The following is a 20,314-nucleotide window of genomic DNA, read 5'->3' as shown; positions in this document are numbered from 1 at the left end:
GGCTTGATTCAACGGCATTTACAAAAAAACAAAGGTGCGGTGATGGCCGAGAATCAGGCAAACGATGTGCTGGTGAGTTTCCGTGGCGTGCAGAAGAGCTACGACGGCGAATCCCTCATCGTGAAGGACCTCAATCTGGACATTCGCAAAGGCGAATTCCTGACACTGCTGGGGCCGTCCGGTTCCGGCAAGACCACCAGCCTGATGATGCTGGCCGGTTTCGAAACTCCTACCGCCGGTGAAATCCAGCTCGCCGGCCGCGCCATCAACAACGTCCCCCCGCACAAGCGTGACATCGGCATGGTGTTCCAGAACTATGCCCTGTTCCCGCACATGACGGTGGCCGAGAACCTGGCCTTCCCGCTCTCGGTGCGCGGCATGAGCAAGACCGACGTGAGCGAGCGCGTGAAGCGTGCGCTGTCGATGGTCCAGCTCGACACCTTCGCCGGCCGCTATCCCGCCCAGCTCTCCGGTGGCCAGCAGCAGCGCGTGGCCCTGGCCCGTGCGCTGGTCTTCGAGCCACAACTGGTGCTGATGGACGAACCCCTGGGTGCGCTGGATAAACAACTGCGTGAACACATGCAGATGGAGATCAAGCACATCCACCAGCGCCTGGGCGTGACCGTGGTCTACGTGACCCACGACCAGGGCGAAGCCCTGACCATGTCCGATCGCGTGGCCGTGTTCCACCAGGGCGAGATCCAGCAGATCGCCCCGCCGGCCGAGCTCTACGAGCATCCGCGCAACTCCTTCGTCGCCAACTTCATCGGCGAGAACAACCGCATCGCCGGCCAGCTCCAGGCCCGCGATGGCGACCGCTGCACCGTGGGCCTGGCTCGTGGCGAGAAGGTCGAGGCGCTGGCGGTCAACGTCGGCAACGTCGGCGATACCGTCAGCCTGTCGATCCGCCCCGAGCGCGTGCGCCTCAACGGCCACAGCGAAAACTGCGTGAACCGCTTCTCCGGCCGCGTCGCCGAATTCATCTACCTGGGTGACCACGTGCGCATTCGCCTGGAGGTCTGCGGCCGTACCGATTTCTTCGTCAAACAGCCGATCGCCGAGCTCGATCCCGCGCTCAGTGTTGGCGACGTGGTTCCGCTGGGCTGGGAAGTCGAGCACGTCCGCGCGCTCGACCCACTGTCCGCGGCGTAACGAAAGCGGCCCGGCCACTCCCGGACGCATCCAAGAAAAACAAACTGCACACTGTGGAGACAACAATAATGTCGAAGTCCTTGAAAGCATCGGGGCTCAAACTCGCAGCGCTGACTCTGGGCGTGGCCTTCGCGGCCCAGTCCATGGCCGCTACCGACCTGACCGTGGTGTCCTTCGGCGGCGCCAACAAGAACGCCCAGGTGAAGGCATTCTACGGCCCCTACGAGAAGAGCAGCGGCAACAAGATCGTCGCCGGCGAGTACAACGGCGAGATGGCCAAGGTGAAGGCCATGGTCGACACCAACAGCGTCTCCTGGGACCTGGTGGAAGTCGAGTCGCCGGAGCTGGCTCGCGGCTGTGACGAAGGCCTGTTCGAGACCATCGACCCGGCCATCCTCGGCAAGGCTGACGACTACGTACCGGGCGCCGTGAGCAACTGCGGCGTCGGCTTCTTCGTCTGGTCTACCGTGCTGGCCTACAACGCAGACAAGCTGAAGACCGCACCGACCAGCTGGGCCGATTTCTGGGATACCAAGCAGTTCCCGGGCAAGCGCGGCCTGCGCAAGGGCGCCAAGTACACCCTGGAATTCGCCCTGATGGCCGACGGCGTCGCGCCCAAGGACGTCTACAAGGTGCTGGCCACCAAGGAAGGCCAGGATCGCGCCTTCAAGAAACTCGACCAGATCAAGCCGAACATCCAGTGGTGGGAAGCTGGCGCCCAGCCGCCGCAGTACCTCGCCTCCGGTGACGTGGTCATGAGCTCCGCCTACAACGGTCGCATCGCCGCCGTGCAGAAAGAGAGCAACCTGAAGATCGTCTGGAACGGCGGCATCTATGACTTCGACGCCTGGGCCATCCCCAAAGGCGCCAAGAAAGTCGACGAGAGCCTGAAGTTCATCGCCTTCTCGGTTCAGCCCGAGCAGCAGAAGACCTACTCCGAAAACATCGCCTACGGCCCGGTCAACAAGAACGCCGTACCGCTGCTGAGCAAGGACCTGCTGAAGGACATGCCGACCACCCCGGAAAACATGCAGGGCCAGGTCGGTATGGACGTGACCTTCTGGGCTGACTACGGCGAGCAGCTGGAACAGCGCTTCAACGCCTGGGCTGCCAAGTAAGTAGCAGCAGTGCCAAACCGCCACGGCCTCCCGGACCGTGGCGGACCGGAGCCGCCATCCCCTCGCGGCGGCTCCTCCTGACACCACACCTTGGCCGCCCTTGGGCGGCCCGTTTTACCGGAGTTCGCTATGGCCACCGCTGTGTCTCTGAACGAGGTCGCCGGCCCCACCCTCAAGCAGCGCCTGGCGCGCGCGGAGCGGATGAACCGTCTGAAGTCCCAGGCGCTGGTGCTGCCCCTGCTGGTCTTCCTGCTGCTGACCTTCCTGGTGCCCATCGCGGCGCTGCTCTACAAGAGCGTGAACAACCCCGAGGTCGTCGGCGCCATGCCGCTGACCGTCAACGCCATTTCCGAATGGGACGGCAAATCGCTGCCTTCGGATGCGGTGTACAAGGCGCTGAGCGACGACCTGGTCGCCGCGCGCAAGAACCAGACCATCGGTGATCTCTCCAAGCGCCTGAACATGGAGCTGGCCGGCTACCGCAGCCTGCTCTCCAAGACCGCGCGCGCATTGCCGTTCAAGGAGCAACCGGCGTCTTACAAGGACGCCATGGAAGCTCTCGACGAGCGTTGGGGCGACCCGGCGTACTGGCAGGCGATTCGTCGCAATGCCAGCTCCGTCACTCCCTATTACCTGCTGGCGGCGCTCGATCACCGCATCGACGACCTGGGCGAGATCGCCCGCGCCACGCCTGACCAGTCGATCTACCTGGACATCTTCACCCGCACCTTCTGGATGGGCGCGGTGATCACCCTGATCTGCCTGGCGCTGGCCTACCCGCTGGCCTACCTGCTGGCGATCCTGCCGACCCGCAAATCCAACCTGCTGATGATCATGGTGCTGCTGCCGTTCTGGACCTCGATCCTGGTGCGTGTCGCCGCGTGGATCGTGCTGTTGCAGTCGGGCGGCCTGATCAACGGCGCGCTACTGAAGATGGGCCTGATCGACCAGCCGTTGCAGCTCGTGTTCAACCGCACCGGCGTGTACATCTCCATGGTCCACATCATGCTGCCGTTCATGATCCTGCCGATCTACAGCGTGATGAAGGGCATTTCCCCGAGCTACATGCGCGCCGCGATTTCGCTGGGCTGCCACCCGTTCGCCAGCTTCTGGAAGGTCTACTTCCCGCAGACCGTGGCTGGCGTCGGCGCCGGTTGCCTGCTGGTGTTCATCCTGTCGATCGGCTACTACATCACCCCGGCGCTGCTGGGCAGCCCGAACGACCAGATGGTCAGCTACTTCGTCGCCTTCTACACCAACACCACCATCAACTGGGGCATGGCCACGGCCCTGGGCGGCCTGCTGCTGTTCGCCACCCTGGTGCTCTACGTGATCTACGGCTGGCTGGTAGGCGCGAGCCGCCTGCGCCTGGGCTGATGGAGGAGCCTGTTCAAGGCCTTGCCGAACGCAGCTCAGGCAAGGCGAGAGCAGGCGAGAAAGCGCAGTTTACGCGCAGTAAATGAGCATTTTGAGCCTGTTCGCAACGCCGCATGAGCAAGTGCAGGCAGGTATTGAGCAGGCTCCGAGGAGAACAAGAAGATGCTGAGTCCCTATATGTCCCCAGTCGAGCGCGTGTGGTTCTACACCCTGCGCATCCTCTGCGGCCTGATCCTGTTGTTCCTGGTGCTGCCGGTACTGGTCATCGTGCCGCTGTCGTTCAACTCCGGCACCTTCCTGGTCTACCCGCTGCAGGGCTTCTCTCTGCGCTGGTATGCCGACTTCTTCAACTCCGCCGAGTGGATGCGCGCGCTGACCAACAGCATCATCGTCGCCCCGGCGGCCACCGTGCTGGCGATGGTCTTCGGCACCCTGGCGTCGATCGGCCTGACCCGCGGCGAGTTCCGCGGCAAGGCGCTGGTCATGAGCCTGGTGATCTCGCCGATGGTCGTACCGGTGGTGATCATCGGTGTGGCCAGCTACCTGTTCTTCGCGCCGCTGGGCCTGGGCAACAGCTACATCTCGCTGATCATCGTCCACGCGGTGCTCGGTGTGCCCTTCGTCATCATCACCGTGTCGGCGACCCTGCAGGGCTTCAACTACAACCTGGTGCGCGCCGCCGCCAGCCTGGGCGCGCCGCCGGTGCTGACCTTCTTCAAGGTCACCCTGCCGCTGATCGCTCCCGGCGTCATCTCCGGTGCGCTGTTCGCCTTCGCCACCTCCTTCGATGAAGTGGTGGTGACCCTGTTCCTCGCCGGCCCCGAGCAGGCCACCCTGCCGCGCCAGATGTTCAGCGGCATCCGCGAGAACCTCAGCCCGACCATCGCCGCCGCGGCGACCCTGCTGATCGGCTTCTCCGTCCTGCTCCTGCTCACCCTCGAGTGGCTGCGCGGCCGCAGCGAGAAACTGCGTACCGCACCGACTTCCTGATTCACAGTGTTTCGCGGACGGTCTCGTCCCTGTGCTCACCCACAGGGGCGGGATTGATCCGCGATTTTTTTGCCTGCGCCCTCGCCTGAGCTGTCGCCCCCTCCTGCACTATTCGCCTCGGCCATCGGTGGCGATCATCGGTGCGATCCCCTTCGAGCCGTCCGAGCGGCTACAATGCGCGCCATCCGTGATTTCCGCCCACAGAGGTGCGCCATGCAACCCTACGCCATCGCTCCGTCGATCCTTTCCGCCGACTTCGCCCGCCTGGGCGAGGATGTGGACAAAGTGCTCGCTGCCGGCGCCGACATCGTCCACTTCGACGTGATGGATAACCACTACGTGCCGAACCTCACCATCGGCCCGATGGTTTGCACGGCCCTGCGCAAGTACGGCGTCACTGCGCCCATCGACGTGCACCTGATGGTTTCCCCGGTGGATCGCATCATCGGCGACTTCATCGAAGCCGGTGCCACCTACATCACCTTCCACCCCGAAGCGACCCAGCACATCGACCGCTCCCTGCAACTGATCAGGGACGGCGGCTGCAAGGCGGGCCTGGTGTTCAACCCGGCCACCTCGCTGGATGCGCTGAAGTACGTGATGGACAAGATCGACATGGTCCTGCTGATGAGCGTGAACCCCGGCTTCGGCGGGCAGAAATTCATCCCCGGCACCCTCGACAAGCTGCGTGAAGCCCGCGCCCTGATCGACGCCTCCGGCCGCGACATCCGCCTGGAAATCGACGGCGGGGTGAACGTGAAGAACATCCGCGAAATCGCCGAAGCGGGCGCCGACACCTTCGTCGCCGGTTCCGCCATCTTCAATGCACCGGACTACGCCGAGGTCATCCGCGCCATGCACGCTGAGCTGGCGCAGGCGCGCAAGTGATGAGCGCTGCACAACTGCCGTTCGCCGGGCTGCCGCGTCTGGTGATGTTCGACCTGGACGGCACCCTGGTGGATTCGGTCCCCGACCTCGCCGCGGCGGTGGACAAGATGCTGCTGACGCTCGGGCGCCAGCCGGCCGGCCTGGACGCGGTGCGTCACTGGGTCGGCAACGGTGCACGCGTGCTGGTGCGCCGCGCCCTGGCCAATGACATCGAACACGATGGGGTCAGCGAGGAAGACACCGAGCGCGCCCTCGAACTGTTCATGGACGCCTACGCCGATAGCCACGCGCTGACCGTGGTCTATCCCGGCGTGATCGAGACCCTGAAGTGGCTGAAGAAGCGCGGCGTTGAGCTGGCGCTGATCACCAACAAGCCCGAGCGCTTCGTCGGCCCGCTGCTCGACGAGATGAAGCTGGGCAAGTTCTTCCGCTGGATCATCGGCGGCGACACCCTGCCGCAGCAGAAGCCCGACCCGGCCGCGCTGCTGTTCGTGATGAAGATGGCCGGTGTGTCGGCAGAACAGGCGCTGTTCGTCGGTGACTCGCGCAACGACATCCTCGCGGCCAAGGCCGCCGGCGTGCGCAGCGTGGGCCTGAGCTACGGCTACAACCACGGCCGCCCCATCGCTGAGGAAACCCCGACACTGGTGCTCGACGACCTGCGCCATCTGCTGCCTTGCTTCGACTCGGGCAAAGCGATAGTGTTGCCCGACTCCGCTTCAAAACCCGCTCAGCGAGACAGCACCGTGGAAACGGCTCCCCACACACTCTGGATGAAAGTCATCAAGGCCCTGGCCCGGTGGCGCTGGCGCGCCTGACATCCTTTGGCCGGTACGCCGGCGTGTGTGCACCCAAGTCCGTTTCCCCCTCAGAGCCCGTTTACTATCTGCTGCGCGTCGGCGGCACTGCGTTGAAATCGCTTTCGAGATGCTCATTTACTGCGTGTAAACTCCGCTCTCTCAAGCGATTTCGCCTTGTTCCGCTCTAGCTCGCGAGATCCTAAACAGGCTCTTATTCCACGAGGCTGATCATGACCCGCGAAGAATTCCAGCGCCTGGCCGCCGAAGGCTACAACCGCATTCCGCTGACCTGCGAAACCCTTGCCGACTTCGATACCCCGCTGTCGATCTACCTGAAGCTCGCCGATGGCCCCAACACCTACCTGCTCGAGTCCGTACAGGGCGGCGAGAAGTGGGGGCGTTACTCGATCATCGGCCTGCCCAGCCGTACCGTGCTGCGAGTGTACGGTCACCAGGCGAGCATCAAGGTCGACGGCGTCGAGATCGAGAGCTTCGAATGCGCCGACCCGCTGGCCTTCGTCGAGGAGTTCAAGGAGCGCTACCGCGTACCGACCATCGCCGGCCTGCCGCGCTTCAACGGTGGCCTGGTCGGCTACTTCGGTTACGACTGCGTGCGCTACGTCGAGCAGCGCCTGGCGCAGTGCCCGAACCCGGATCCGCTGAACAATCCTGACATTCTGCTGATGGTCTCCGACGCGGTGGTCGTTTTCGACAACCTCGCCGGCAAGATGCACGCGATCGTCCTCGCCGACCCGGCGCAGGCCGACGCATATGACAAGGGCCTGGCACAACTGGATGAGTTGCTGGAGCGCCTGCGCCAGCCGATCACCCCGCGCCGTGGCCTGGACTTCAGCGCGGTCAACGCGCCGGAGCCGCAATTCCGCGCCAGCTTCACCCGCGAGGACTACGAGCGGGCGGTGGACACCGTGAAGGAGTACATCCTCGCCGGCGACTGCATGCAGGTGGTGCCGTCGCAACGCATGTCCATCGACTTCGCTGCTGCGCCCATCGACCTGTACCGTGCGCTGCGCTGCTTCAACCCGACGCCCTACATGTACTTCTTCAACTTCGGCGACTTCCACGTCGTGGGCAGCTCGCCGGAAGTGTTGGTGCGCGTCGAGGATGGTGAAGTCACCGTGCGCCCCATCGCCGGCACCCGCCCGCGTGGCGCGACCGAAGAGGCCGACCGCGCCCTGGAAGAAGACCTGCTGTCCGACGCCAAGGAAATCGCCGAGCACCTGATGCTCATCGACCTGGGCCGCAACGACGTTGGCCGCGTGTCGCAGACCGGCAGCGTAAAGGTCACCGAGCAGATGGTGATCGAGCGCTACTCCAACGTCATGCACATCGTTTCCAACGTCAACGGCCAGCTCAAGCCCGAGCTTTCGGCGATGGACGCCCTGCGCGCCATCCTGCCGGCTGGCACCCTGTCCGGAGCGCCGAAGATTCGTGCGATGGAAATCATCGACGAGCTGGAACCGGTCAAGCGTGGCGTCTACGGCGGCGCCGTGGGATACCTCGCGTGGAACGGCAACATGGACACCGCCATCGCCATCCGCACTGCGGTAATCAAGAACGGCGAGCTTCACGTCCAGGCTGGCGGCGGCATCGTTGCCGACTCCGTGCCGGCGGCGGAGTGGGAAGAGACCATCAACAAGCGCCGCGCCATGTTCCGCGCCGTCGCGTTGGCCGAGCACACGGCCAAGGTGCATGGCCGCGACTGAGTGGCCGGCTCGATGAAAGCCCCGCTTCGGCGGGGCTTTTTATTGGGGCTCGAACCGCCGGATGCCGGCTGGAATCCACCGGCTGGCGCGGGACGTTCCGCTTGCTCCGAGCTGCCCCCTCTCCCTCTGGGAGAGGGTTGGGGTGAGGGGAACGCCCAACGCAGGAATATCAGGGGATACAGCTCTTGGTAGGAGCGAGCTTGCTCGCGAACTGAGTCTGCCGGCTCCTCCATCGCTGGGCGGGTTCGCGAGCAAGCTCGCTCCTACAGCACATGACGTGTCGCGCACCGGGACTCAACCGGCCTGCCGTGCTTCCATCACCTGCAGATTCGCCTTGCGCCGAGCCAGCGCCACATCGGCTTGCTGCGAACGCTCCTCCACATAGGCCGCCAGGTGATCCACCGCGACGTACTGCATTGCCTTGTGGCTGTCGTCCAGCGTGGTCACCGGCAGGGCGATGCGCCCGCAGGACAGTGCCTTGCTGAAATTCTCCCGGTTCAGGTTGCGGAACCAGCGCTCGCGCACCTGCTCCAGCGGCACCAGGACATCCCCGAAAATCTGATAGACCAGGCTCACCGTCTCCGGGCGGGGGGCGGGGCGGACATCTGCGGTCGACTGCATGGGACTCTCCTGTTCCGATGGTGGTGGCGACAAGAGAAATATAGCAAAGGTTGTATTTATCTTCAATCGACACGTAAGAAAAACCCCGCCTAAGCGGGGCTTTCCTGTTGCGAACGGGGTTCAGCGAACCAGGGTTGGTGCGCGACGGTGGCGCACGGTGGACCACCAGAACACCCAGCCGATCATGCGGATCTGGCCGCTATCGAACTGCTCCGGCGGGTACTCCTCGTCAGGGTACTCGTCGCGGTTGAAGCTGCGCAGGCGGATGCCGCCACCCGGCAGGCGATAGACGAACTTCACCCGCAGCATGCCCTCATGTTCAAGGGCGTAGATCTCGCCGTCGGTGATGTGCGTGGTGGCGGTGTCGATGCCGATCGTGGAGCCATCCATGATCAGCGGCTCCATGCTGTTGCCGGTGAGCTGGGCGCAGATCGCCGCCGCTGGATCGACCCCCGCCGCGCGCAGCGTGGCGTAGGAGAAACGCAGCTTGCGCCCCTCTATCTCGCGTACTGCGGTGCGGCCGGCGCCGGCCGCCAGTTCCACTTCCTTGTAAAGGCGTAGTTCCACTTCGTCCTCGTCCAGCGGCGTATCGCTATCCCATGGGTGCAGCGGTTCCAGTCGCAACGGGCTGCCGTCGGCGGGCGCCGCGGTCGGCGTGCCGACGCTTTGCGTCGGTGCACCTTCGCCGGTGGCCAGCCAGGTCGGCGAGACGCCCAGCGCGCTGGCGATCTCGATTAGCTTGCGCGTGCTCTGGGCCTTGCCCGAGGTCAGCTTGTGGATGGTGTTCTGCGAAACCCCGGCGGCTTCGGCCAGGGTTTCCTGCTTGAGGTTACGCGAGGCCATCGCCTGTTTCAGGCGCTCTGCCAGCGTCGATGAGGGTGAGTTTTCCATGGGGGCACTCTACCTCCTGGGTTGTAGCGTGTAAATAGCTTTGGTGTTGACTAAATATAGCTGTGGTTGTAATCATAAAAGCCAGCAGCCCACCGGAGAAACCAGAATCGGTTTGGCTGAAGGGAGGCGACCGGCTTCCCCCTCACCACGGCAAGGAAGCCGCGGGTTGCCTGCCCTGCAGGCTGGAGGACGCGGGCAGGCCAGGGAGATGCCGCCCGCGTACCGGCAATGGATGCCGTCCGACGAGTCGGCGTCCGCGACGAATAGATCGCGACTGACCACCCCAGGCGGCCGAAGGCTCGGCGACCACGGAGGGCACGTCGCCAGGAGGATTTACATGAACCACCCAACGAACTGCGCGCTACAGCCCCATGACACCGCTCCTGCGGAGGTGCGCCGTGGCTGATATCGCCGACTACGCCAACGACCTGGTTCTGGAGCGCATCGAGGACATGCTGCACAGCCGCCGCTCCTCGGCGGCCATCGACTCCGCCGAATACTGCGAGGACTGCGGCGACGACATTCCACTGGCGCGCCGCCTGGCCGCGCCGGGCTGCACTCGCTGCATCGACTGCCAGGCCATGGACGAGTTGGAGCGGCGGCACTGAGCCGCCATGGGAGAAACACTGTGATCAAACCCATCGATGAAATGCTCAAGCTCTGGGCCGAAGAGATGCACAACCCCGGCAGCGCCGGTGGCGGCTATGCCGGCGGCAACCTGCTGGCGATGATGATGGCCAACAAGGGCGAGATGATTCGCGGCACACGGGGCAGCAAGGTGATCCTCGACCGCGTCGCCGAACTGGACCTGATCATCAACCACCTGCCCGACGAGCAGAAGGACGTAGTCACCGAGCATTACCTCAACCGTGACAGTGAGGCCTCGCAGAAGTACCGGCACTGCCGCTGCAGCCGCAACACCTTCTACCTGCGCCTGCATGTGGCGCATCAGAGCATCCAGTCACGGCTGATGCGCCGCGTCGCCTGATCCTTTCCTTCCCTCCCTCGAAGCCCGGCCCGCGCCGGGCTTTGTGCTTTTCGCCATGTGCGTTGCGCTATGCTCGCGACCCATGACGACACCTATCCTGATTCGCCGCGCTGAACCCGCGGATGCCGATGCCGTCCTGCGCATCCTCGGCGAAACCTACGAAGCCACCTGGAAGCCCGAGCTCAGCGCCGAAGCCATTGCGCGTTTCGAGTCTTCTACGCACACCAGCGTGTACGTGCATGAACGCCTGCAGTTCTTCTAGATCGCCTGCATTGCTGATGAAGTGGCCGGCATGCTCGACTGGCGTGAGGACTTCATCGATGCCCTGCATGTTTCTCCCCGTCATCAACGCTTGGGCATTGGCGCGGCTCTGCTGCGTCATGGCGAGGTTGCCATCGCCGACGCGGGCTATGTGCGTGTCCGCCTGGAGACCGACACCTTCAACCTGCAGGCACGGGCCTTCTACGGAAAGCAGGGTTATGCGGAGGTCGATTTCTACCCTGATGAGGAATGGCACAGCGGCTTCACTACCGTGCTGATGAGCAAAGACCTCTGAAATTTCCGACGCTGGATTTCGGCGTTTCGATGGCACATTGCGGTGTGTCATCTGCGTATTGCAGTGCATTCCCCGAGAAGCCTTGTTCCGGTGGGAATCGAGGGGTACAAAGTAGTCATTCTTGTAAAGGTGCGTCCCCAGGGAGCACAACGCGAAACCCCGAAAAGCCCGGCCAGTGAGCCGGGCTTTTTCATGCCCGCGTTTTTTATCCGCCGTTTCGGCAGGTGGCCGGCGAGAGCGTCGGCAGTCATCCCCGGTTGGCTGATAGCCGCCGGTTTCGCCCGTTCGCGGGCGTCTTTATCCAAGGTGAGCCAATGGGCAACGAACCGCAGACCCTGGCCGATGTGCCTTTGTGGGGGCTGATCCTGCTCGCTGTCGCGGGCGGCATCAGCGGTGAAATGTGGCGCGCCGACAAGGCGGGCCTGGGTGGTTGGCGATTGCTGCGCCGGTTGGCGTTGCGTTCCGGCGCCTCGATTGTCTGCGGCATGGCGGTGATGTTCCTGGCCATGGCCTGCGGTGCTTCGCTGACCCTTGCCGCCGCTATCGGCAGCCTGACCGCAGCGGCCGGCGCGGAGATTGCCGTCGGACTTTACGAACGCTGGGCGGCGAAGCGCCTGGGTGTCTGCGATATCGATGAGCATCGCTGAGTCGCCGGGCAAGCCCGGTGCTGGATGCTCCCGGGAATTCGAATCAACTGGAATCAGGAAATGGCTGATGGAAATGAAGATTGTCTCCAATGAGTTGATGGAGAGCCTGGTCGGTGCGCTTGCCTCGATCCGCGAGGATGACGGCTATCCGCTGACTCTTCACTCGGTGGAGTTTGGCAAACCGGATGCTCAGACAGAAGCGGTGACCTTGCCGGCCGCTTGGCTCTGCACAGCCAGCAGCACTCCTTCTTCCGAGGCAGATGCACCCGCTATCCATACTCGCCGGCGCCGCACGTACCAGCTTGAGGTTCACTTTGACCCGGTTGGGCTTTCTCCTGCGGATCGGGAGTCACTGCTCGGCCGTCTCGAGTGGTCGGTCTGCAAGGCCGTATGGCGCCTGAATCGCGGACCGTCCCAGCAGATCACCGTTGCCAGCGATGAGGTTACCGGGCTGCACGGGGCAGGTGCCCCGGTTGCTGTTCGGATGCTGGTCACTACGACATATACCGAGCGATTCGGCTGATGTGCCGATTGCAAGAAATCGAGGGCCCGCAAGGCGCCCTTTTTCATTGAAGGCCCGGGAACTCGCCAGGCGAGTTCCGGTGGTCTTCTCACTTTCCATGTCCTTGAGGATTTCTACTGATGATGCAAACCACCGATCGCTCGTTCATTGGCGAGGGTATTGTTCACGGCCGACTGTTCGGTTCGCAGGCTCCGTTCCTGCCTTTCGGCAACTGCGATGCCTTCAGCATCAGCTACGCGACCGACCGCAAGGCGTTGCCCAACTACATGGGCGGCGGCGGTAACCGCAACGTTCGCGAGCGGGTATCCGACGTCACCGCCTCCATCGGCCTTTACGACATCACCGCCGAGAACATCGCATTGCTGACCCGCGGCACAACCAGTGTCGTCCCGACTACCCCGGTGGCCGATGAGGCGCTGAAATCAAAGGGCGTTGCCGATGAGCTGATTCCCTTCCTTCATCTCCCCGACCCCAAACAGTCCATTACCGTCAAGTCCGCGCAGGGGGCGGCCCTGGTTCCTGGCACCGACTATCGACTCACTCCTCACGGCATCCAGGTGATCGCCGGCGGCGGCATCGACGACGCTGGTGTGAAGGTGAGCTACACCCCGCTTCCGGCGAAGGTTGTGCAGATGCTCAATGGCAGCGAAGCGGAATGGGAGCTCTACATCGCGGGCCTGAACGATGCCCAGTCGGGCACGCCGTTCGCGCTGCGCTGCCATCGTGTGAAGTTCGGTCATCTGAGCGAGCTGGCGGTCTTCGGTCAGGAGTACCTGAAGCTCACCGGTCCGCTGACCCTGCTGGCCAGCTCGCAGCGTGCTGTGGGTGAAATTTCCGCATTCTGCGAGATGCAGCTGGCGTCCTGAGTGATTTGCCGATGTTGAACTGAGGTGCGACTCGCTCTCGCGTTTTGCGCAATTCGGGTCGATCAGTGACAAGACGGTGGAGGTGAGTACTGCCTCCCCGTCTGAGGAGGAATGTTGTCTGACTCACAAAGCGCCGAGGCGGCGCAGGAGCTCCCGGACCTGCTGAAACAGCTCATAAAAGCTGTCGAAGAGATGATCAAGGCAGCTCAAGGGATGACCACGGCTACCCAGGAAACCACCAAGGCGGCAGGTGATCTTAAGAATTCTGCCGAGAAGTCCAAGGAGAAAAAACCCGAAGAGGAGAAAACTCCGCCCACGCTACACGAGCTCCGCGCCACGGCTGCCAAGGACCTGGAGGCAGAGCGCCGGGCAATTGGGGAGCGGATCGAGAGTGAAAGAACAATGGGAGGCCGAGTCAAGGAAGATTGGTCTCCCTTCGCCGGTTACTTCGGCAAAGTGCTGACACAGGCGAGGACTCCGCTGGCAGGGATGAGCAGCGCAGCTCTAGCTGAGTTCGACAAGCTCCAGGGCATTACAAACAGCGAGGCCAAGCTCGATACCTCGTCGCTGGACAAGACCAGCGAGTCCCTGCAGCGGGCGTTGCAGACCTACCAGTCGCTCAAAGGGGCGGCCACCGTTGGCATGACCTCATTGGGCAAGTGGGTGCTGGAGACCCAGACGCGCAGCGCGGAGGTCCAGGTCCAGTTCCTGTCCCAGAAGAAGTCGCTGCAGAGCCTGCTGGAGGGATACCAGAATGGCTCGATGGAGCTGGATACCTTCATCAAGCGTGCAAGCTCGGCGCAAGCGGGCATGAAGCTGCTGGACAGTGCCGACCTGAAGCAGCTCCAGAGCACCATCGCGGCGGCTCGCGAGCAGATTCAGCAGTTGCGGGATGCCTCGCAGCAGACGTTGTCGAGCATGAAGGGCGAGCTCGCCGGATTGCGCGGCGATAGCGACGAAGTGGAGCGCCTCAATTTCGCCAGTCGACGTGATCAGCTGCAGGAGCAGCTGGAGCAGGCGCAGAAGTCCGGAGACTCGCGCACTATCCAGAATGCGCAAAGTGCTCTCTCGACCCTGCGTCAGATACAGAGCGAAACCGACCAGCAACGGCAGCAGGTCGAACAGAAGAGCCGCCTGGAGCAGGTGCAGTCGGCCGCTGCGCAACAGCCGGCGCCCATGCGGGTGATTCGCCTCGAGTCGGCCTCAGGCTCCGTCGATGTGGCGGTAAAGGACAATGGGGACGAAGCCAGACTTCTGGGCATTCTTGAGCAGGTTGGCAGGAGGACACTCTGATGAAACTCGACTCAATCGAGCTGGACGACCAGTTGGCCTGGGTGGATGAATTCGACTGGGATGCCGTCGCTCAGGAGCAGCAGCGCTCGATTACCGGAGCTCTGCTGGTGCAGGAAGGGGCCAAGCTCCACGGCAGGCCTATTACCCTGCGCTCCGACGAAGGTGCCTGGACTCCGCTGTCAGTGGTCCGCCAGTTGGAGAACCTGCGGGACCAACCACGAAGGGTGATGCAACTGAGCTTGGCAGATGGGCGTGAATTCTCGGTGATCTTCAATCGCCAGGCTGGCGCTCCCCTGGAGGCTGCACCTCTGTTTCGCGAGGTCAATCCGACTCCCGAGGCCGATTACCTGCTGACGATACGACTCATCACGGTGGCGCCGCCACCGCAGCCTGAGCCTTAACCCCAACCCCGCACCTGCGGGGTTTTTTATTTCTGGATGGAGTGATCATGACGATCAGCACCAATGACGTGAAGCTGCTCAAGTCCCAGCGTCTGACGGACGAAGAGGATGGCGGTGGCCGAGCCACCGGCGCACCTGTGGTGGATGGCGCAATCAATAACCTGTTCCCAGACATTTCACGCCTGGACCGCACCATCGGTCGCATCAATCTGCGCAAATGCTTTGCAGGCGTGAGTACCGCAACGGCCGATTCCTATCAGGGGGCGCACGCGGTCATCACCCAGGCGCCAGAAGATCCCCGGGTATCGATGCTGTTGTTCGCTGGTACCCAGACCGACGAACGCGCGGACGCACGAAATGCCATCGAGTCTTTTGTTGTTCCCGCCGTGGCGGCATCGTTCGAGCTCTTCGGCAACCAGTTGCAGGGGCAACGGGCGATTGCCTGTATCCAGCGCGAAGAGCAGCGCATCCCGGAAATCGGCCAGGTGTTCCAACTGGTCAACGGCACCACTGCTTCCCAGTACGTGCGCATCACTGCGGTGGATGTGCGCCTCGAACAGTTTACGTACGACTACGGCAGTGGGAACTTCACCACCTTCACTCGCCGACGCCTCGACCTTTCGATCAGCGCTCCGCTCTCGGCGACCTTTCCCGGTGGCCAGCCGACGCCGTCGGGTACCTCTACGCCCAAGAGCCAGGTGCTTGGCACGCAGGTGGCCGACGCCGCGCGCTACTACGGCATCAGCCCGCTGGCTCAGGCCGTCGAGAAGGGCTCGCTCAGCCTTCGAGTGAAGACCGTCTATTCGCAACTGGTACCCAGCAGTACACGTGAGAACTCGTTGATAGATCAGTTGGCTGGCTATCAGCGCCGCATGTACATCGCCGCCGGCCCGTCGCGCACCGTCGCGCTTTCCGTGGCGCTGGTGAGCGGCGGCCAGTCGAGGGTCTTCCTGGGCACCGGCTGCGCACCGGGCACGCTGTCGCTGTCGGCCAACGGTGGTGTGTACGTGGATAACGGCAATGGTGGCCTGCGCTATGTCAGTGGCTCCAACTGGCTGATTAGCGGGACCGTCGACTACGAGAGTGGCGAGATCAATCTGGTCCGCACGGGGGGCGCGTTTACTGGCGCCGCGTCGGCAAGTTATCAGCCTGCGGCTGCGACCACCGGCGAGACCGTGACCGGCGAGATAGCTATCGACCTCGGCAACCGTGGTTTCGTCTACACCTTATCGCTGGCTGATGCTCTGCCACGTCCAGGAACACTCGTCGTGTCCTTCCTTGCCCTTGGCAAGTGGCAGGAGATCCGCGATCCGGGCAACGGTGAGTTGGAGGGCGCAGGTACTGGCAGCGTCGCCTTTGCGACGGGCTCCGTTTCGCTGACCCTCAACGCGCTGCCCGACGTTGGCTCCTCGATCATCTTCGCCTACGCGTCGCAGAATGACGACGCGATCACTCAGCGCACCGGTAGCAGCGTGCCCGCCAAAGCCAGGGTGAACCGTACCTTGCCGCATCAGGGGCTGCTGCCGGGGAGCTACTCCGCCACCTTCAAGGTTGGCGGCGCGACCCGTAGCATCACCGACAACAGCCATGGCGTGCTCAGCGGAGCAGGGGGCAGCGGGGTCATCAACTATGCCGCCGGCACCGTGAGCATGGAGCTTTCCGCCACTCCGGATGCGGGTAGCAGCATTACCCATGCGTACCAGCAAGGCAGTGTGACCGACACTCCGATGACGGTGACCTCCGATGGATCCGGCATGTGTTCGGGCATCATCCCGGGCTTCCCTCTCAAGCCCGGCTCGGTGCAGATCGCCTGGACGACCCGCCAACGACAGGCTGTACCTGCACCTGGAGCGACCTATGAAACCGGCGAACTGCCGGTGTACGAGTCGGAAATCAGCGTCGACCGCAGCGTGACGGACGATGGAGCCGGCGCCTGGCAGGGCGTGAGCGGTTCCATCAATTACTCCACCGGAGCCTTTTCCCTGAAGGTAGCGGGCAACTACACCTTCCGCGAGTACACCTACCTCACCGAAACGTCCGGCGCCTTTGGGAAAAAGAAGCTGCGCCTGGTCAAGACCAACACGCAATTGATGGAGCGTTTCGGCGGTACCTTGAGCGTTCGTGCACAGGGCGCCTCGCAGAGCTACGGCCCACAGACTGACACGCAGGCAATTGCCCCGGTGACGCTGGACCTACTGCCGGGTATCTCCGAGCCGATCCTGCCGGGCTCGTTGGTATTCACCTGGGCCGGCGAGACCTACGTCGATCGATCGGGAGTGCTGTACAAGAATATCAACACCTCCACCAACGCCGGGGTCGCAGTTGGGGCGGTGGATTACAAGGGGCGTACTGCGACCTTGAGCACCTACAACGCCGGTGCCGCTGCCGCAGTTACCCTGCTGGCGTGCCTGACTACCAACAGCGGGTTCAGTGTTTCCGATCTGGTCTTCCGCACTCCCGGCGCGCCGCTGCGTGCAGGCAGTCTGCAAGTGACTGCGGTGCGCGTGGATACGGCCCAGGTGGTGACTGCGACCGCAGACGCCAACGGTGTTTTCAATCATGCCGTGATCAAGGGGGCCGTGGATATCGACACGGGCATTGCCCGGCTGCGCTTCACCAGCAAGCTCGATGACGAGACGGGTGCTAGCAACATTCCGGTCATCCCGTTGCTGATTCGCTACAACGCGGTGGTCTACTCCTCGCTTCCGCTGGATGCGAGCCTGATCGGCCTGGATCCGGTCCGCCTGCCGGCGGACGGTCGCGTACCGCACTACCGTGCGGCCGATGTGCTGGTTATCCATCATAGCGGCGAGACCACGGTGCCCAGTCCAACTGCTGGAGGCACCCTTCAGCTCGGCCGGCGCCAGCAGGCGGAAATCAAAGTAGTCGATGCCGTTGGGCTGAAGCTCAAGGCCAGTAGTTTCACAGCTGATCGCGAGCAGGGTCGTATCACCTGGTCCAATCCGCTGGTATTGCAGGACGAGAGTGGCGCCGTGCTGACGTTGCCATTGACGGTACTCGACCGGGTAGAGCACATGGCGCTGTGCACCGAGGTGCAGATCAGTGGGGAACTGGGTATCAGTTCGCCGCTGCCTTGGGATTTGCCCGCCAACGAGACCATGGTGTCGAGCGCGCTCAGTTGGGGTGACCTGCAGGCCCGCTACCACCACTGGTTCACCCAGAAAACCTGGAACGCAGGAGTACCCAACTGGACGGATGTGCCTGTGGGTGAAACCACCACGGCGAATTACAACACGCTCAGCTACCCACCCCTGATTACGAACATGGGCACCGTTGATGGCAAGTGGGCGTTGGTGTTCACCACCGCCACCAGCTTCCAGGTGGTCGAGGCAAAACTGGGTGTCATCGCGACGGGCAGCACGGGGTCCGATCTTTCTCCGATCAACCCCGAAACCAACACAGCCTACTTCACCATCCGCGCAGCCGGCTGGGGCAGCGGCTGGGCGGCGGGCAATGCGGTGCGCTTCAACACTGACAGCTGCCTGGGGCCGCTGTGGATCGCTCGGACAGTACTGAGCGGGCAAGGCTCGGTCGCCGATGACCAGTTCCGGATTCAAATTCGAGGAGATGCAGACTAATGGCCGCCGCTGTCTATACACACCATGACGTTGCCGGGCCAGGGCTGAACCTGACCGGCAACAACCTGGAGAGGCTCAAGCAGATTCTGATTCCGTGCCTGGTGAATGGTTACTCCGGCAGGCAGGCAGCAGGCTGGAGCCTGGTGCAGAACCTCGCCACGGGTTTTTCGCTCGAGCGCGCCGTGGGTGGGATTATCAATTTCACTCGTCCGCCCACCAATGTTTATGGGTTGCAGGTCTACCTGGCCGAGTCGTTGACCTCGATTTCGGGGTCGCCACCAGCAGGGCAGAACCTGCGGTCCGGCCCCTACTCGGCGTCGAGCAATCCCAGTGAGGCCAACCGCCACTGGATCAGCTTCTTCGACCAGTACGTGGTCGCAGGTTGGCTCTTGCTGGCCACGCCTACGGCTTTCCTGCTGCAGATCAGGCTATCCACTGACGTCAACGATGCGCAGTACCAGCGTGTCATCAATTTCTTCGCGGGATCGGCCAAGCTGCACTCGGGCCTGACCGGGGTCCAGAATATGATGGCCCTGGGCGGGCAAATCGCCTTGGGGACCTTTACCGGAGCATCGATCTACAACTACATATTCGAGAATGGTTACACCATTCTGCGAGATCCCCTGACAGGCGCGGCCGTCAGCGGCGCCGGTACGGTGATCGCAGCGGCCCCGTCGTTATTCCAGCAGGTCGCCGGCTATACCTCGCCCCTGGTGGACGCGCTGCCGCCGACTCTCAGGCTGAACCCGCTGCATCTGTACATATCTGGACTGGCGTATGTCGGATATTTGCCAGGCGTCCTACTCGACAACGTTATCGGCAAATACGTGCCTTCATCGCTGATGACCTCTATGGGGTTCTCGCCGACCTTGGAAGCCTGGACGGCACCGAAGGAGTTGAACGGCTACAGAATCTGGCCCATGCCCACCGCCTGGGGCCTGCTGTTCTTCACCGACGACCCAGGAGCCTGGTGATGAACATTGGCGTCGCTCAAGCACAGCTTCCATTTGTGAGGCGAGGTTTTTTCACACCCAGCATTGCCCGCTGGAAGACTGTCGAGGCGGTCGTCAGCGTTCTGCCGAACATGCGTGGCTATCCGCCGTTGCAAGCTCTTTCGCTGCAGGTTTTCCGTGACGGTGCAGCAACTCCGCAGCAAAAGTTCGTCACCTTGTTCAAAGGCGACGATCCGCTGGGCATTTATGCCGTGGCGTTCTTCCAGCTCGGCGCGCAAGCGAAGACGCAATGGATCAGCGCGAGCCTGTTGCGCGGACAGTTCCTCGTCCAGGCGTCCGATAACGGTTCGCCACGCCTGGGCTTGCTGCGTTGGCCGGTGCTCGATGCGAGTACCACATCGCTGTCATACAACCTCACTGAAGGTGCTGGTGGTGGCCTCATCACCCAGCCTGCGAAGATTTCAAGCAGGACGCAGGTCGATGGTGTCGGGCGCGTGCGTAAAGTCGTAGTGGTTGAGCAGCAGGCCGATGGCGAATGGCGTGTTGCCGGCGCTGGCGATACGAGCGCGGATAGCTGGAGCGACATCGAGTTGGGCGTAACCGCCTCCGGCACTCATTACGCACTGGGCCTGGATGATTTCGGCGTGGCTTTCGAGCCCGGCAAGGCACTGCAGGTCGGGCAGCGCGTTCGCCCGACGCGGTTCGAGGGCTGGCTTTATGAAGTCACCGAGGCCGGCAATCTGCCTACTGTCGAGCCCCAATGGTGGCCTGTGCAGGGTGATAACCCCTCGCGACAGATCGGAACGGTTCGCGCCGTTGCCGTGCGCTATTACGTTCCCCTCGCCCTTGGCCCTGTTCCTGTCGAGATGATCTGATGCTGACACATGAAACTCAATGCGCCTGGCATAGGGCTGCGCGACGGCCGGA

21 protein-coding genes are annotated in these 20,314 nt (G+C 63.0%); 19 read left to right on the top strand and 2 right to left on the bottom strand.

Going from position 1 to position 20,314, the window contains the following annotated elements:
• Window positions 1-42 precede the first annotated feature (42 nt).
• The 7 genes from AC2T4A_RS01860 (at window position 43) to trpE (ending at window position 8,049) form a co-directional block, all read left to right on the top strand.
• Entirely contained in the window at window positions 43-1,152 is a 1,110-nt protein-coding gene (locus tag AC2T4A_RS01860) for an ABC transporter ATP-binding protein (RefSeq protein ID WP_024763595.1), read from the top strand.
• Between the two features lie 68 nt (window positions 1,153-1,220).
• Window positions 1,221-2,270: an ABC transporter substrate-binding protein gene (locus AC2T4A_RS01855; RefSeq protein ID WP_416743381.1), complete on the top strand. Its 1,050-nt coding sequence runs from the start codon at window positions 1,221-1,223 to the stop codon at window positions 2,268-2,270.
• Window positions 2,271-2,399: 129 nt separating this feature from the next.
• The gene (locus AC2T4A_RS01850; protein WP_486742623.1) at window positions 2,400-3,647 is read left to right on the top strand and encodes an ABC transporter permease; all 1,248 of its coding nucleotides are present in this window, start codon (window positions 2,400-2,402) and stop codon (window positions 3,645-3,647) included.
• 162 nt (window positions 3,648-3,809) lie between these two features.
• Window positions 3,810-4,637 carry an ABC transporter permease gene (locus tag AC2T4A_RS01845; protein WP_416743379.1) on the top strand — a complete coding sequence of 276 codons (828 nt, stop codon included), beginning with the start codon at window positions 3,810-3,812 and terminating at the stop codon, window positions 4,635-4,637.
• 213 nt (window positions 4,638-4,850) lie between these two features.
• On the top strand, window positions 4,851-5,525 hold the full coding sequence (gene rpe, locus AC2T4A_RS01840) for a ribulose-phosphate 3-epimerase (RefSeq protein ID WP_486742622.1): 675 nt from the start codon (window positions 4,851-4,853) through the stop codon (window positions 5,523-5,525).
• Window positions 5,525-6,343: a phosphoglycolate phosphatase gene (locus AC2T4A_RS01835; protein ID WP_486742621.1), complete on the top strand. Its 819-nt coding sequence runs from the start codon at window positions 5,525-5,527 to the stop codon at window positions 6,341-6,343. Before rpe ends, AC2T4A_RS01835 begins: the two co-directional genes overlap by 1 nt.
• 212 nt (window positions 6,344-6,555) lie before the next feature.
• Window positions 6,556-8,049: an anthranilate synthase component I gene (gene trpE / locus AC2T4A_RS01830; RefSeq protein WP_486742619.1), complete on the top strand. Its 1,494-nt coding sequence runs from the start codon at window positions 6,556-6,558 to the stop codon at window positions 8,047-8,049.
• Between the two features lie 294 nt (window positions 8,050-8,343).
• Here trpE and AC2T4A_RS01825 read toward each other — a convergent pair whose 3' ends face one another.
• Window positions 8,344-8,670, bottom strand: a complete 327-nt coding sequence (locus AC2T4A_RS01825; protein ID WP_486742618.1) for a pyocin activator PrtN family protein — start codon at window positions 8,668-8,670, stop codon at window positions 8,344-8,346.
• A gap of 120 nt (window positions 8,671-8,790) precedes the next feature.
• Window positions 8,791-9,561 carry an XRE family transcriptional regulator gene (locus AC2T4A_RS01820; RefSeq protein ID WP_486742617.1) on the bottom strand — a complete coding sequence of 257 codons (771 nt, stop codon included), beginning with the start codon at window positions 9,559-9,561 and terminating at the stop codon, window positions 8,791-8,793.
• Window positions 9,562-9,959: 398 nt separating this feature from the next.
• Between AC2T4A_RS01820 and AC2T4A_RS01815 the strand changes: the two genes are divergently transcribed.
• The 12 genes from AC2T4A_RS01815 to AC2T4A_RS01760 all read left to right on the top strand — a co-directional run bounded on the left by AC2T4A_RS01815 (window position 9,960) and on the right by AC2T4A_RS01760 (window position 20,262).
• Window positions 9,960-10,169, top strand: coding sequence for a TraR/DksA C4-type zinc finger protein (locus AC2T4A_RS01815; protein WP_486742616.1), 210 nt, complete (start codon window positions 9,960-9,962; stop codon window positions 10,167-10,169).
• 20 nt (window positions 10,170-10,189) lie between these two features.
• Complete coding sequence (locus AC2T4A_RS01810) at window positions 10,190-10,549, top strand: PA0613 family protein (protein WP_045212666.1); 360 nt, start codon at window positions 10,190-10,192, stop codon at window positions 10,547-10,549.
• An 82-nt stretch (window positions 10,550-10,631) separates the two neighbouring features.
• Window positions 10,632-10,811 (top strand): hypothetical protein, encoded by a 180-nt coding sequence (locus AC2T4A_RS01805; protein ID WP_486742615.1) that lies wholly within the window; start codon window positions 10,632-10,634, stop codon window positions 10,809-10,811.
• A gap of 30 nt (window positions 10,812-10,841) precedes the next feature.
• On the top strand, window positions 10,842-11,105 hold the full coding sequence (locus tag AC2T4A_RS01800; protein WP_486742614.1) for a GNAT family N-acetyltransferase: 264 nt from the start codon (window positions 10,842-10,844) through the stop codon (window positions 11,103-11,105).
• A gap of 314 nt (window positions 11,106-11,419) precedes the next feature.
• Window positions 11,420-11,752, top strand: coding sequence for a phage holin family protein (locus tag AC2T4A_RS01795; protein ID WP_486742613.1), 333 nt, complete (start codon window positions 11,420-11,422; stop codon window positions 11,750-11,752).
• A gap of 67 nt (window positions 11,753-11,819) precedes the next feature.
• The gene (locus tag AC2T4A_RS01790) at window positions 11,820-12,275 is read left to right on the top strand and encodes a hypothetical protein (protein ID WP_486742612.1); all 456 of its coding nucleotides are present in this window, start codon (window positions 11,820-11,822) and stop codon (window positions 12,273-12,275) included.
• A 119-nt stretch (window positions 12,276-12,394) separates the two neighbouring features.
• Window positions 12,395-13,141, top strand: a complete 747-nt coding sequence (locus AC2T4A_RS01785; protein WP_486742610.1) for a phage tail tube protein — start codon at window positions 12,395-12,397, stop codon at window positions 13,139-13,141.
• 114 nt (window positions 13,142-13,255) lie between these two features.
• The gene (locus AC2T4A_RS01780; protein WP_486742609.1) at window positions 13,256-14,434 is read left to right on the top strand and encodes a hypothetical protein; all 1,179 of its coding nucleotides are present in this window, start codon (window positions 13,256-13,258) and stop codon (window positions 14,432-14,434) included.
• On the top strand, window positions 14,434-14,835 hold the full coding sequence (locus AC2T4A_RS01775; RefSeq protein WP_486742608.1) for a hypothetical protein: 402 nt from the start codon (window positions 14,434-14,436) through the stop codon (window positions 14,833-14,835). Before AC2T4A_RS01780 ends, AC2T4A_RS01775 begins: the two co-directional genes overlap by 1 nt.
• A 47-nt stretch (window positions 14,836-14,882) precedes the next feature.
• Window positions 14,883-18,434 (top strand): hypothetical protein, encoded by a 3,552-nt coding sequence (locus AC2T4A_RS01770; RefSeq protein ID WP_486742607.1) that lies wholly within the window; start codon window positions 14,883-14,885, stop codon window positions 18,432-18,434.
• Entirely contained in the window at window positions 18,434-19,408 is a 975-nt protein-coding gene (locus AC2T4A_RS01765) for a hypothetical protein (RefSeq protein WP_486742606.1), read from the top strand. Before AC2T4A_RS01770 ends, AC2T4A_RS01765 begins: the two co-directional genes overlap by 1 nt.
• Complete coding sequence (locus tag AC2T4A_RS01760) at window positions 19,408-20,262, top strand: hypothetical protein (protein ID WP_486742605.1); 855 nt, start codon at window positions 19,408-19,410, stop codon at window positions 20,260-20,262. Before AC2T4A_RS01765 ends, AC2T4A_RS01760 begins: the two co-directional genes overlap by 1 nt.
• Window positions 20,263-20,314: the final 52 nt, after the last annotated feature.

Source organism: Pseudomonas sp. PVC-3-1, assembly GCF_057444315.1.
Note: the sequence above shows the minus strand (reverse complement) of the source record. Positions and strands in the feature narration are given on the sequence as shown.

Coding starts and splice junctions, on each gene's coding strand:
- AC2T4A_RS01760 (WP_486742605.1), top strand. CDS start 19,408: ATGAACATTGGCGTCGCTCAAGCACAGCTTCCATTTGTGAGGCGAGGT.
- AC2T4A_RS01770 (WP_486742607.1), top strand. CDS start 14,883: ATGACGATCAGCACCAATGACGTGAAGCTGCTCAAGTCCCAGCGTCTG.
- AC2T4A_RS01800 (WP_486742614.1), top strand. CDS start 10,842: ATGCTCGACTGGCGTGAGGACTTCATCGATGCCCTGCATGTTTCTCCC.
- rpe (WP_486742622.1), top strand. CDS start 4,851: ATGCAACCCTACGCCATCGCTCCGTCGATCCTTTCCGCCGACTTCGCC.
- AC2T4A_RS01775 (WP_486742608.1), top strand. CDS start 14,434: ATGAAACTCGACTCAATCGAGCTGGACGACCAGTTGGCCTGGGTGGAT.
- AC2T4A_RS01845 (WP_416743379.1), top strand. CDS start 3,810: ATGCTGAGTCCCTATATGTCCCCAGTCGAGCGCGTGTGGTTCTACACC.
- AC2T4A_RS01825 (WP_486742618.1), bottom strand. CDS start 8,670: ATGCAGTCGACCGCAGATGTCCGCCCCGCCCCCCGCCCGGAGACGGTG.
- AC2T4A_RS01820 (WP_486742617.1), bottom strand. CDS start 9,561: ATGGAAAACTCACCCTCATCGACGCTGGCAGAGCGCCTGAAACAGGCG.
- AC2T4A_RS01805 (WP_486742615.1), top strand. CDS start 10,632: ATGACGACACCTATCCTGATTCGCCGCGCTGAACCCGCGGATGCCGAT.
- AC2T4A_RS01855 (WP_416743381.1), top strand. CDS start 1,221: ATGTCGAAGTCCTTGAAAGCATCGGGGCTCAAACTCGCAGCGCTGACT.
- AC2T4A_RS01795 (WP_486742613.1), top strand. CDS start 11,420: ATGGGCAACGAACCGCAGACCCTGGCCGATGTGCCTTTGTGGGGGCTG.
- AC2T4A_RS01790 (WP_486742612.1), top strand. CDS start 11,820: ATGGAAATGAAGATTGTCTCCAATGAGTTGATGGAGAGCCTGGTCGGT.
- AC2T4A_RS01785 (WP_486742610.1), top strand. CDS start 12,395: ATGATGCAAACCACCGATCGCTCGTTCATTGGCGAGGGTATTGTTCAC.
- AC2T4A_RS01860 (WP_024763595.1), top strand. CDS start 43: ATGGCCGAGAATCAGGCAAACGATGTGCTGGTGAGTTTCCGTGGCGTG.
- trpE (WP_486742619.1), top strand. CDS start 6,556: ATGACCCGCGAAGAATTCCAGCGCCTGGCCGCCGAAGGCTACAACCGC.
- AC2T4A_RS01850 (WP_486742623.1), top strand. CDS start 2,400: ATGGCCACCGCTGTGTCTCTGAACGAGGTCGCCGGCCCCACCCTCAAG.
- AC2T4A_RS01835 (WP_486742621.1), top strand. CDS start 5,525: ATGAGCGCTGCACAACTGCCGTTCGCCGGGCTGCCGCGTCTGGTGATG.
- AC2T4A_RS01765 (WP_486742606.1), top strand. CDS start 18,434: ATGGCCGCCGCTGTCTATACACACCATGACGTTGCCGGGCCAGGGCTG.